We start from the raw sequence: 11,874 nt of genomic DNA on the forward strand, positions 1-11,874 counted from the left end.
GTAATAGTCAGTTTTACCAAATTCTTATCCTCCAGTTGCCGCATCAAATAATGCACATTTGCATTCGTCTCGTTCTCCACAATAAGGACATACACAAACACATTTTTCAATAGAATTTCCACATTCGACACAAATTGCAAATTCTTCTTCCTCTTTTGCTTCAGAAGACATAATGAATTTAGAAAGAAATCGTATAAATGGTTTGAGATAAATCTCATCTTTATGAGAAAGAAAGTGTTTCTAACAAGAACACTTCATGATTTTGCTTTAAAGGAGCTAAAGAAAAAATATCAAATCGAAGTTCATCGTGGAAAAATTCCAATTCCTCAAACAAAGTTACGATCAAAAATTAAAGATGTAGATGGATTGATCTGTTTTCCATATGATGCAATTAACAAAGAAATAATGGACTTGGCAGGGAATCTCAAAGTCATTAGCACCTATAGTGTAGGTTTTGATCATATTGACACAAAATATGCAAAAGAAAAAAAGATTAGAGTAGGATATACTCCCGAAGTTTTAACCGACGCAACAGCAGATTTGGCTTTTTCATTATTACTTGATTCATTAAGACGGATTTCAGAAGGAGATAGAATCATTCGTAATGGGAAATGGAAAGTAATCTATGGTGCACACGACTATGTAGGATTAGACCTTCAAGGAAAGACATTAGGGATTTTGGGATTAGGAAGAATTGGAAAAACACTTGCTAAAAGAGCCAAAGTATTTGATATGAATATAATTTATCATAACAGAAATCAAATACCAAAATCTAAAGAAAAATCCCTAGGTGTAAAATATGTCTCATTTGAGAAGTTAATCTCACAAAGTGATGTAATTTCGGTTCATGTTCCACACACAAAAGAGACAGACAAGATGTTTAACATCAAAATATTTAGAAAAATGAAAAGTACATCATTTTTGATAAATACTTCACGAGGTAAAGTAGTAAATGAAAAGGATCTTGTAATTGCATTAAAGAAAAAAATCATTGCAGGTGCAGGATTAGATGTATTTGAGCAAGAACCAATAGGCAAGAATCATCCCTTTGTAAAATTACAAAATGTAGTGTTGGCTCCACACATAGGAAGTTCAACCAAAGAGACTCGAACCAAAATGGCTGAAATTACTGTAAAAAATCTCAATCTAGGAATGAATGGAAAAAAACCGATCTATTCAGTAGGATACTGAATTTCACGCCCAAGTAGATATCAAAAGAAATGTGGAGTTTTTATATCTAAACGGTAGATAAGAATCAGATTGAAAAAATTCAAACATACAAACGAAGAATTAGAATTAGCTAAACTACAATCTGAAAAAGAAAAGAAGAAGAAATCTCAAGAATAATATTTTTTCTCCTTGTCTTTTTCAGACAAGGTTTTTTTTAAAAATTAATTTTAGAAGAAAACTTTTTGTTTAGTTGATCATACATTTTTTTTCGTTCAGGAATTAGTGTTTTAGAATCATCATACATCTTTGTGAAAAATGCTGCCAAGACTCTTTGATCATCTTTGTTGTAAAATCTTACACTAAAACTTGTACGTTCTGGTTTTTCCTCTTGTACAAATTCTGCATGGCTTATCAATTCTGAATCAACATGCATGTGTGCAGGATCATCATTTTCGCCAAGTGTGATCCACTTTTCTTTTTGTCTAATACTAAGAGGGCTTCGAACCTCACTTGTAGCACCGTCACTTTTTACAACAAATAAGACATTTTCAATTTTGACAATATCAGATAATAACTCAAAAAGCAACATTATCAAAAAGATAGGAAATTATTTCAATTTTTACTTCGATTCATGTCAATCTGAACAAAATCGTCCTCATCACCATGAATACAATCAGTTCCAACGGCTTTTACAGGCGAAAAAGTAATTTTTCCTTCATGAATTTTACCTTCTTTTTGTAAAAATCCAATTTTTCCAGAGACAATCTGTTTGTGCCTACCACAGGTTACACCAACCATATACTCATCTTTGCCATCCACAATTGATACAATAAATTCAGGAGGGCTAGGACACTGTTTTCCTTCCTTACTTATAGAACATCTGTCAGGTAACACAATTTGATTTTAGATTTGATTAGATATTAACCTTGATTGTTACTGATTCCATTTATTATCAACTAGAAGGAAATTAAATTGAAAACAGTTGGTTCGTAATTTTGATGTTGTAATTATTGGTGGAGGTATTCTTGGCACATCTTTGTCATATTTTCTATCATTTCTAAACAAATCAAAAAAAGTAGCAGTGATAGAGCAAGCACAAAATGTTGCATTTCATACTAGCGGAAGAAATACGGGAAAAATACATGCTCCATATCTATACAATCCTAAAAAGAAAAAGCTGTTTGCAAACGCAGCATTTCATGGATTTGACATGTGGGAAAAGTATTCCCAACTACATAACTTGCCATTTAAAAAAGATGGAGTAATAGAAGTGGCACTAGACAAAAAAGGAATCAAAGTTTTAGAAAAATATCTTAAATGGGCAAAACAAAACGGGTTAGAAGAAAACGACATTGAATTAATGGACAAGTCAGAGATTAAAAAAATTGAACCAGAGATAAAATGCGAAGCTGCACTTTATGTTTACAGAGATGGTTCTGCGGATTATTCAAAATATACAAAATCATTAATGAGAGATAGTAAAGAAAATGGAACAACATTTCTTTTAGAAACCAAAGTTACAAAAACAAAAAAAGAAAATGGGAAATGGAAAATTACATTAAATGAAGAAGATGAAATTTTTACAAATTTTCTAATCAATGCTGCAGGAGGAGAAGCAGTAGACATTGCACATAATGTCGGAGTTGCAACAGAACTTACCGATGTTCATTTCAGGGGAGAGTACTGGAAGGCGCCAAAACAGTACAACAAACTAACAAAGACTAGCATCTATTCAGTACCAGAATTTCCAGATTATCCATTTTTGGATCCTCATTGGATTATCCGAGTAGATGGAAGTTGTGAGATAGGGCCCAATGCAGTACCAGTCTTTAGTCCATATGGGTACAACAAAGCTGAAAACATCAAAGAATTTGTTCCAAAGATGTTAGAGATGTTAAGTTCTGGTGCAAGAAAGGCAATCTTTGACAAACAATTCCAAGAACTTGCAATGAATGAGATACAATCATCAATGTCAAAATCAACAATGGTTGAAAGAGTAAAAAGATTCTTACCAAAAATTGAGGTAGATAAGATTACTGAAAAAGGAACAGCAGGTATTCGTTCTTCAATAATTAATGAAAAAGGAAAGTTTGAGCCAGATGTAATTTTGCTTGATGATGAATCATCATTTCACATTCTAAATTATAACTCACCTGGAGCAACTGGAGCACTACCATTTGCAGCACACATTGTAAATCAGCTCCACAAATCAGGACTATTTCTGAGTGAAACTATTGATGCACAGTGTGGACCATGGAAGTTTTCTGAAATTATTGAAAAAATAGAGAAAAAGTAAAAACATTCAGATTTACTAAATCTTTAAACATGTTTTTTTAAGATATCAACAACTATTTTGGAAAAGCTAATTCTTGTTGAAGTTTTTTTGATTTCTTTAGCCTGTTTAAATAATAATTTTTTGTAAAGTTCATCATCAATAAGCAATGTAACTCTCTTTGACATATTTTTTCCACGAATTTTCTGTATTTAATGGACACTGTGTTTACTATTCTAGTGGTAAGATTAGATTTCCAGAATTATTTTTAAAATAAATGGCGCCGGGAGGGAGATTTGAACTCCCGTTCCCTTGCGAGAACGCGCTTTATGGTTAATAATTTCCAGGCGCGCGCCCTACCAGGCTAGGCGACCCCGGCACAGTCTTGCGACAAATTTAGTTTTTAGAATCTGATTATAAATTGTGTTCTACTTCCAAATGGTTACAGTAGTTGAACGTTCTACTTTGTCTCCTATTGGATCAAAACCTTTTGCTGAAATCTTGTAAAGACCTTCCAGTGCATTATCACCATCATTTTTGATTTGATCCCAAACAAACTCAACTTCATCATTTGGTTTTAGTTCTGATTCTACTTGTGGTGATGTTGGAGTATACATCAATATTCCAGAAAGTCCAGTTATTCTCAATCCATATGAAGCATCAGAAAACATCAATGGTGTAGTTCCGGTGTTTATGATTTTGATTTTAATCTCTTCACCTTTCTTAAAATCAAATTTTTCAGTAACAATTGAAATTCCAGAACCTTCAACATAAACAAGTTGGCTGGTATTTTTTACATCAATTAGATAAACACCAAATGCGAGTCCTGTAATTACGCCAATTCCAACAAAGATAACGAGACTTTTTGAGAGCAATTTTTATTCTTTAGAAGATGGTTTGGTTCGCCATTTTTTAGGATAAGTGTTTGGAGCCATGATAATCCTCTTTGTTTCAAATGCATATCCTTTTGTAGCATCTTTAATCTCTTCTTCACTCATTGTGGATTCTGCTAATGCAACTGCTTCTCCTTTTTGAGTATAAACACCAACAATGTCACCCTTTTTCAAATTAGGAGAGATTTTTAGAATTCCAGGAATCGCAAGTTGTGCACCATGACACATTGCATCAACTGCAGAGTCACGAATCACTACGGATTTTAATTCACTTAGTGCATACTCTACAGGTTGTATCATACTCTTTAGTTTAGAATCATCTTTCTTTTCTTCCCACAATGCAAATGCATTTGCAAGTTCATGCAAAGTTACCAATCCATCAGTCTCTCTGAACTGATCAACTCTAGTTCTTCGGAGTTCAATCATGGTTGCACCAGGCCCTAGAATCTCACCTAGGTCATAGTAGAGTTTTCTAATGTATGTTCCAGCCTCACAGAGTATTCGAGTTAGAAGAAGTCTTTCTTTTTGTTCTAATACTTCAAACTCATAAATTGTTCTTGTTCTTGTTTGTCTAACTACTGCAGAGCGTTGTGGTGGTTTTTGAAAAATTTCTCCAGTTAGTGATTCAATTACTTCATGTAGTTTATCTTTTGATGGAAGAGAATGAACTCTACCTAATGCATGATATTCTTTTGGACCAAAGAGCAACACACCTAATGCTTTAGTTGCCTCACCTAATCCCAAAGGCAATACTCCTGAAACTTGAGGATCTAAAGTTCCACTGTGTCCAATCTTTGGGAGTTTCAAAATTCTTTTTGTCCAAGCTACTGTCTCATGGCTTGTAGGTCCCGGAGGTTTGTCTAAAATGATAATTCCATAGTTTAGTAGTTGCTCTATTGTTCTTTTATCATAGTATGTACCATATGCTTCATCAGTAATGTCTTGATCAACTTCGATTAGATTTTCTAGTTGTTTTAGAGTCATAGTAGTTTTCTCACCGTTTCTTTTGCCACATCAATTACTTGTTGTGCTGTAAGGTGGTCAGTGTTAATTATAACATCAAAGACAGATTTATCATCACCAAAATCAAAATCATAGAGTTTCTTGTATAGTGCCTTATTTTTATCAAATCGTTGTTTTGTGATTTGGTATGCATCTTCTGGACTCATATCATCTCTTGTCTGCATTCGTTTTGTGCTGCTCTCATGAGAGCCTTCTAGCCATATTTTAATTCCATCTTGAATTAACCAAGGAAGCGTATAACTTGTAATCACCATACCTCCCTCATTGAATAGTTTAGTTAGTTTTTCATCTAGTTTCTTGTCAAATTCAGAATTTTTTTCTCGTTGATTAAGAAATTTCATTCCATCTTCGGTATCCCACCAATCATCACCTGATGAATCAAATCCCTGTTCTTTAGCCATCTCTTTGAGAACATCTCCACCACTAAGATATTGTAATGAAAATTCTTCAGCTAGACCTTTGGCAACAGTTGTCTTTCCTACAGCAGGAGGACCTGAAATTACGATTGATTTTGTCAACTGAGATCCATTGATGTTTTGGTGAGTCTCATAATAATGCCACTAAATGCAATCGAAGACAAAAAGTACCAAGCCCAAAGATATAATGCATTTTCTGTAGTACAAACATGTTCAGGATCAGCTGCTTGTTCTGCAGTACAAGTAAGTTGGAACATATCTCCAGGGATTACATTTAGAGGAATTGGGGATACAGCTACAGTGTAAGCAAATAGTTGTGGCAATACAAGATAAAATATCAAAATCAATGGAACAAATGTAATCATCATTGGTCTCATGTTCATCTGCATCATTTCCATGGACATCTTGTTCATGTATGCAGACTTTTTGTTGAGTTCAGCTGCTCTTGCAGTATCTTTTGAACGCATTGCAGCCATTCTTTCTTTTTGCCATCCACGGGTCTCTTTCATAATTCGTTTTAGTTTTACTTGATCAACCATCTTCTTTCTAACTGCAGCATTGAAGATGTTAAGCAAGATACCAAATCCAGCAACTGCAAACATGGATAGAATTAATCCTTTAATTATTGGATCATCACTTCCTAATGCACCTCTTTCACCTCCAAAGAAGTCAAACTGGAGGGGAATTGATTCGATAAATAGTAGAATAAAGTTAAAATCCATTTTTTACAGTCCTAATGCTTTGATTATCTTTTCTGCTGCTTCATCAACCTTTCCCTCACGATTAAGGATGTATTTTACTGGCGAGCCTGTAATTACTGCACATGCAGAAATCATGCCTGATTGGACATCTAGTTCTTTTTTTACATTTGCAAGGGTGATTTTGTCTCGGTTTCTAGTATCATCGCTCATTCGTCTGCTGTAGATTTCCTCAGGTTTTGCAGACACTGAAACAAAGTTTGATGGTTGGATAATTTTGAGAACATGTTCAGGAAGTCCTGGATAGTATCCTTCAGGTGAACTGATAAATGCATGAGTGTCAATAATTACAATTTCTTCATTATGTGTTGCAATCTTTTCAGCTGCAGTCTTTTGTAGTTCTTGTTGTTTTGAAACAGGTAGTTTTCTCAACTCATCTCTATCACTAAGACCATTTTCTTTTGCAACTTCAAACATCAAAGTTCCATAACTTACAACACTAACAGTTTTTTGTTGACCTTTAATGTGGGTTACAATCTTTGATAGTAATGTGGTCTTCCCAACTCCGGGGATTCCGACAAGGATAATTTTCTTACTTTCTGCCAAGTAAAGCACCCAAACGCGGCATTACAACTTCGACTTGTTCTCTAACTAATTGTGTGTAATAGTTGATGAGAATATCTACCATAAGTAAAACTCCGATACCAGAACCAAATACGCCCAAGACATCAGAGGCACCTGCTAGCAGACCCAGAATAGCTGAGCCAATAATGGTGACTGATGGAATGTACTTGTTCAACAATGCTTCAACTGGTTTGTTTGATCTTCTAAATCCAGGAATCTGTACATCTGCATCAAGTAAATTCTGAGCGGCACTCTTTGGTGAAAGACCACCAAGTTCTACCCATAATCTACCAAATACAATAACAATTCCAATCATGAATAAGACATAGCCAACTGCACGTCCAGGATCCAAAGCTGCAACATCTAGACCTCTAGGTGGTGTAATGTAATAGATAAGACCACCAATTGGAGTCGACGGACTCGTCGGGTCGAATTGCGCTATGAAATTCATAAAGAAATTATTGTTACGCGGGTTCGCATTAGCCCACAACATCTGGAAGATAAAGACGGCGTTTGCAGTAAGTGCAGATGCCAAGATAACAGGAATGTTTGAAACATACATCATCTTAATTGGATAAACTGCAGAGAATCCTCTGTATTTTGTAGATACGATTGGAATCTCAATCTTCATTCCTTGTGTAAATACAAGTATCAGTATTACACCTGCAGTCAAACACAATCCAAAGATGCTCGGCAATTGGTTTGAACGGAACATGATGTTGGATAGGTCACCTCCCATGATTGATTGACCGATGTACGGAATGATTCCAATCGTTCCTCCATCACCAGCTGGCAACGGGCTAAACAGACTCCATAGAATTTGTTGAGCAACACCTGCCATAATGAAGAGACTGATTCCACTACCAAGACCCCATCCCTTCTGAATTAATTCGTCTAAGAACATGATAATAATCGACGCGGCCATCAGCTGCCCGACCATGACATACAGGATATTCGGATCCGCTACTCCAGGACCATAGACTGCTACGCCATATACAATAGATTCAGCTACAATTACAACATAAGTTACCAACTTTGTTGCAGTTTGGAAGATACCTCTTTCCTCGGGTTTCTTAAAGTCAAATTTGAGAATGTCTGAACCTCTCAACAACTGCATCAAGAGTCCAGCTGTTACAATCGGTCCAATACCTAATTCAACAAGAGTACCTTGTTGTGATGCAAAAATTACTCTAGCAAATGCTAGAAAGTCAAATTCAGGGGTTGTTGCTCCAAATAATGGCGTCTGTCCCATTACCATGTAGATAAGTAATGCAACTCCACACCAGAGCAATCGTGTAGATAATGGAATTTTCTTTTTTGGTTTTGGAACTTGTGGAAGATATGGTTCTGCTTTAAAGACGACCTTTCTGATAATTGTTGTAACTGTACCCTCAGCCATCTTCTGTGACTACCTCTTCCCCATCAGTTTTTTCTTTTGCAGCAGAGATAACTTCGCCTCCAACTGCTTTTAATTTCTCTTCGGCAGATGCAGTATACTGTGTGACTTTGACAGAATAAGCATTTGTTACTTTTCCGCCGCCAAGGAGTTTCTCGTATCCTGCACTTTCAAGGTCTACGACTTTTTTTCCTCCTTCTTCTTTACCAAACTTAGTAAACAAGTCATCAAGATCACGGACGCTAGCCCATTTCTTGGTAATATTTGGGTGAGGTGGTTTAGTTGAATCATGGCCATAATGATCTGGTTCTTCTTTTAGTGTTGTACTCCAATGATGTTTCATCATTCCAGTAACTCCAAGACCACCCTTGTGACCACTTGCACGATGTTGACCTACTTGTCCCCATCCCATGTGGCGTCCTCCCCTAAGTCGTCTTGTTTTTCTTAATCTTGTTGCCATGTTAAATCATATTCCTTACAATTGTTCCAAGTTCTTTGTTTCTTCCAAGAATTCCTTTTTGTCCATACAATTTCTTTGTACTTCTTTTGAATCCATGTCTTGGGGGTGCTAATGCAAACCAAGGTTTTAGTGGTTTTAATTTTGATAACATTGTTTTTCCTTCAGTTAATGCTGCAGCTAACTCTGCAGAACTTGCATATCCTAATTCTTTAAGATCTTCTGGTGTTACTTTTTTGTAACCTGCTTTTCTTGCTTTTTTATCAATGAGTTCTTTTGCCAAATCTGCATCAAGGTCAACCCATGAAACATAGTGTTGTACTTTTTTTAGCATTCCAAGTAAGTTATCTTTTGCAGGAAGAATTACTGCACGGTATTTTTTTTCAAGTTTTAGCAAATCCATTGTAGTTGATGCCCAATAAGGACAATCTGCTTGGCCTTTGATTCTAACAACTAGTACTGCGTTTGCCATTTCTCATCAACCCTGACTAAATGTCTGTCTAAGACAGTCCAAGATAGCTTTTGAAGTAGAATTCATTGTAGGGGTAGAACCCTTTGCAGTAGTCCAAGCGTCTTTTAGACCAGCTAATTCCAATAATCGTTTAATTTTACCACCTGCTACAAGACCTAATCCACGAGGTGCAGGAATAATTTCAATTGTAACACTTCCACCTTTTCCTCTTACTTTGAATGGAACGGAATGTTTTTGATCACATCTACATTCCCAACTGCCACATCCCAACTTGATTGGGTTGACATTAAGATAAGCAGCATTTGTTGCCTTTTCAATTGCAATTCTCATTTGTTTTGATTTTCCTTGGCCGATTCCCAAGTAACCGTTCTCATTTCCCGTTGCAACGATTGCTTTGAATCTAGTTGATTGACCGTTTGATGTCATCTTTTGAATAATTCCAACATCAACAACTTCACTCTTCAAGTCAGGAAGTAATTTTTTAATGATTCCTGCTTCTTGAATTCTTAATCCTAATTCAATAATTTCTTCTAATGATGAGATTTCTCCTGATGCAACTTTCTGTCCTAAGATTGTTTTTGGAACCCAAACCTCTTCTTCTGGTTCTCTTCTTCTTCTTGGTCTATCTCCACCTTTTGCTCCACCAGGTGGACCTCCGCCATAAACTGGTGCGCCTCTACCTCTTGGGCCGCCTTGTTGTGGTTTAGATTCTGTTTTTTGACTCATTTTATTTTACCTCAGTATCAATTGTAGATTTCATTTTAGAAACTTCGTTTTTAACAGTAAGATGTTCGCCATTAATTCTATCTTCAGATGGAAATGTTTCTTCGTTTGCTGGAACTTCAAGACCTGCATCAATTACTCCTTTGAGAGCTGCTGCCATTCTTTGTGTATATTTTCTGGTTCCAGTATACAAGATTGCATCCTTTGCACCTTGTCCAAGTGCTTTCTTTCCTGCCAAATATCCTGTAAGATATGCTGCTGGCACACTTTTTCTAGAACCCTTCCAACCTTTTTCAAGTAGATATCTAGAATGTGCAGATGCAACAACCTTGTCGCCAGTCATGCCAGGCTTTAGAATTTGGACTTGAGTATTTTCATTAGTAATATTTACAGTGATAAAGTCACGCTTACCCATCAACATTGTACCGCGTTTACGATAATTGGTTTTCTCTTCTCTAAGTCTCCTCAATATTTTTGAATAGGCCATGTATAGAATTCGAGTTTGAACGTGCTCTTATATACGTTAACCGAGAATGAGCGAGGCAAGCAATGCCTTTTGAGAATGAAGACGATTTTCTGCCTCATCCCATACAACAGATTGCGGTCCATCAATTACAGATGATGTTACTTCTTGATCTCGCTTTGCCGGAAGACAATGCATAAAGATCGCATCTTTCTTTGCAGACTTCATTAGTTTGGAGTTGACTTGATATTTTGGAAGGAATTTTTTGATTCTCTTTGGATCGTCATTATGAATAGAAGAATAGGTATCAGTCACTACCACATCAGCATTCTTTACTGCATTTAGGGGATCTGATGTCAGTTCAATAGTTGTTGACTTTTTTGCATCTTTTACTACCTTTTTGTTTGGCTCAAAACCCTTGGGAGTTGCAATTGACATTATGGCACCAGATAATGCTGCACCATAAATCATAGAATTACAGACGTTATTTCCATCGCCAACCCATGCAATCTTTATTCCTTTGAGTTTTTTCTTCTTTTCTTTTATGGTCATAAAATCTGCTAAGATTTGACAAGGATGAAAAGTGTCAGAGAGTCCGTTAATTATTGGAACAGTTGCATTTTCAGATAGTTGCTCTAGTAATTCATGATCATAAACACGAGCCATTATACAATCAGTATATCGTGAAAGAGTTTTTGCAGTATCTTCAACTGATTCACCACGAGATAACTGCATATCATTTGATGAGAGATTAACTGCATAACCGCCAAGTTGGGACATTCCAATTTCAAAACTAACTCGTGTTCGAGTAGACGGTTTTTGGAAAATCATTGTTAGTGTTTTATTTTTTAGAACAGGTTTGTTTCCACCTTTCTTGAGTTCTTTTTTTAGTTTGATTGATTCATCAACCAGCCCCACAAATTCCTTTGGAGATAATTCCGCTAAAGTGAGTAAATTTTTTGTTTTTAGTTTCATCTTCTAAGGAACCCGAACCTACCCTTTTTCTTTTTGGGTTCTTCTTTATCATGTTTGTGAATCTCTTCTTCATCGTCATCGTCTTCATCAGCATCTTCATCACCAGGTTCTGGCTTTCCATCTTTAATCCACTGACGAATCTTTTTGCCTAGCTTGAAAGCTTCATCATCATTTTCTGGTGGAGGTACATCAAACAAATCGGAATAAGTTGCAATCTCATCATCTTTGATTCCTTCAAACGGATCATCAGAAGTTGGTTCTGGTGTTGGTTCTGGTGTTGGTTCTGGTGTTG

The 11,874-nt window shown here is 36.0% G+C and carries 17 protein-coding genes, 1 tRNA gene and 1 pseudogene; 2 read left to right on the plus strand and 17 right to left on the minus strand.

What is annotated here, in order from left to right:
• Nucleotides 1-24 precede the first annotated feature (24 nt).
• The gene (locus ACX12B_RS09220; protein WP_182126628.1) at nt 25-171 is read right to left on the minus strand and encodes a hypothetical protein; all 147 of its coding nucleotides are present in this window, start codon (nt 169-171) and stop codon (nt 25-27) included.
• A gap of 51 nt (nt 172-222) precedes the next feature.
• Here ACX12B_RS09220 and ACX12B_RS09225 point away from each other — a divergent pair, with 51 nt between their 5' ends.
• Nucleotides 223-1,191: a 2-hydroxyacid dehydrogenase gene (locus tag ACX12B_RS09225; protein ID WP_459353719.1), complete on the plus strand. Its 969-nt coding sequence runs from the start codon at nt 223-225 to the stop codon at nt 1,189-1,191.
• Nucleotides 1,192-1,384: 193 nt separating this feature from the next.
• Here the strand turns inward: ACX12B_RS09225 and ACX12B_RS09230 are convergent, their stop codons facing one another.
• Both ACX12B_RS09230 and ACX12B_RS09235 read right to left on the minus strand, forming a co-directional pair.
• On the minus strand, nt 1,385-1,756 hold the full coding sequence (locus ACX12B_RS09230) for a ChuX/HutX family heme-like substrate-binding protein (RefSeq protein ID WP_459353733.1): 372 nt from the start codon (nt 1,754-1,756) through the stop codon (nt 1,385-1,387).
• Nucleotides 1,757-1,782: 26 nt separating this feature from the next.
• Nucleotides 1,783-2,064: a hypothetical protein gene (locus ACX12B_RS09235; protein WP_459353720.1), complete on the minus strand. Its 282-nt coding sequence runs from the start codon at nt 2,062-2,064 to the stop codon at nt 1,783-1,785.
• A gap of 88 nt (nt 2,065-2,152) precedes the next feature.
• Between ACX12B_RS09235 and ACX12B_RS09240 the strand changes: the two genes are divergently transcribed.
• The gene (locus ACX12B_RS09240) at nt 2,153-3,466 is read left to right on the plus strand and encodes an NAD(P)/FAD-dependent oxidoreductase (protein ID WP_459353721.1); all 1,314 of its coding nucleotides are present in this window, start codon (nt 2,153-2,155) and stop codon (nt 3,464-3,466) included.
• Between the two features lie 23 nt (nt 3,467-3,489).
• On the opposite strand, the gene ACX12B_RS09245 is transcribed toward ACX12B_RS09240, so the two are convergent.
• From ACX12B_RS09245 to ACX12B_RS09310, 14 genes and pseudogenes are all read right to left on the minus strand, one after another.
• Nucleotides 3,490-3,630 carry a hypothetical protein gene (locus ACX12B_RS09245; RefSeq protein WP_459353722.1) on the minus strand — a complete coding sequence of 47 codons (141 nt, stop codon included), beginning with the start codon at nt 3,628-3,630 and terminating at the stop codon, nt 3,490-3,492.
• Nucleotides 3,631-3,720: 90 nt separating this feature from the next.
• Nucleotides 3,721-3,821, minus strand: a tRNA-Ser gene (locus ACX12B_RS09250).
• Between the two features lie 49 nt (nt 3,822-3,870).
• Nucleotides 3,871-4,317 (minus strand): hypothetical protein, encoded by a 447-nt coding sequence (locus tag ACX12B_RS09255; protein WP_459353723.1) that lies wholly within the window; start codon nt 4,315-4,317, stop codon nt 3,871-3,873.
• Between the two features lie 3 nt (nt 4,318-4,320).
• Entirely contained in the window at nt 4,321-5,319 is a 999-nt protein-coding gene (locus ACX12B_RS09260) for an RNA-guided pseudouridylation complex pseudouridine synthase subunit Cbf5 (protein WP_459353724.1), read from the minus strand.
• On the minus strand, nt 5,316-5,876 hold the full coding sequence (locus ACX12B_RS09265; RefSeq protein ID WP_459353725.1) for a cytidylate kinase-like family protein: 561 nt from the start codon (nt 5,874-5,876) through the stop codon (nt 5,316-5,318). Before ACX12B_RS09265 ends, ACX12B_RS09260 begins: the two co-directional genes overlap by 4 nt.
• The gene (locus ACX12B_RS09270; protein ID WP_459353726.1) at nt 5,873-6,496 is read right to left on the minus strand and encodes an EMC3/TMCO1 family protein; all 624 of its coding nucleotides are present in this window, start codon (nt 6,494-6,496) and stop codon (nt 5,873-5,875) included. Before ACX12B_RS09270 ends, ACX12B_RS09265 begins: the two co-directional genes overlap by 4 nt.
• Before the next feature lie 3 nt (nt 6,497-6,499).
• Nucleotides 6,500-7,087, minus strand: a complete 588-nt coding sequence (locus tag ACX12B_RS09275; protein ID WP_459353727.1) for an adenylate kinase — start codon at nt 7,085-7,087, stop codon at nt 6,500-6,502.
• Nucleotides 7,065-8,495 carry a preprotein translocase subunit SecY gene (gene secY, locus ACX12B_RS09280; protein ID WP_048079194.1) on the minus strand — a complete coding sequence of 477 codons (1,431 nt, stop codon included), beginning with the start codon at nt 8,493-8,495 and terminating at the stop codon, nt 7,065-7,067. The genes ACX12B_RS09275 and secY overlap by 23 nt, the downstream gene beginning before the upstream one ends.
• A complete protein-coding gene (locus tag ACX12B_RS09285) occupies nt 8,488-8,952 on the minus strand; it encodes an uL15 family ribosomal protein (RefSeq protein ID WP_459353728.1) in 465 nt (154 codons plus the stop codon). Before ACX12B_RS09285 ends, secY begins: the two co-directional genes overlap by 8 nt.
• 1 nt (nt 8,953) lies before the next feature.
• A complete protein-coding gene (locus tag ACX12B_RS09290; protein ID WP_459353729.1) occupies nt 8,954-9,421 on the minus strand; it encodes a 50S ribosomal protein L30 in 468 nt (155 codons plus the stop codon).
• 6 nt (nt 9,422-9,427) lie between these two features.
• Nucleotides 9,428-10,147, minus strand: a complete 720-nt coding sequence (locus ACX12B_RS09295) for a 30S ribosomal protein S5 (protein ID WP_459353730.1) — start codon at nt 10,145-10,147, stop codon at nt 9,428-9,430.
• 1 nt (nt 10,148) lies between these two features.
• Nucleotides 10,149-10,631, minus strand: coding sequence for a 50S ribosomal protein L18 (locus ACX12B_RS09300; RefSeq protein WP_141976346.1), 483 nt, complete (start codon nt 10,629-10,631; stop codon nt 10,149-10,151).
• A 36-nt stretch (nt 10,632-10,667) separates the two neighbouring features.
• Nucleotides 10,668-11,582, minus strand: a complete 915-nt coding sequence (gene argF / locus ACX12B_RS09305; RefSeq protein WP_459353731.1) for an ornithine carbamoyltransferase — start codon at nt 11,580-11,582, stop codon at nt 10,668-10,670.
• Nucleotides 11,579-11,874: pseudogene (locus ACX12B_RS09310) on the minus strand (signal recognition particle-docking protein FtsY); the annotation flags it as partial. The pseudogene ACX12B_RS09310 and the gene argF, both read right to left, overlap by 4 nt.

The sequence above is a fragment of the Nitrosopumilus sp. S6 genome, assembly GCF_054515815.1.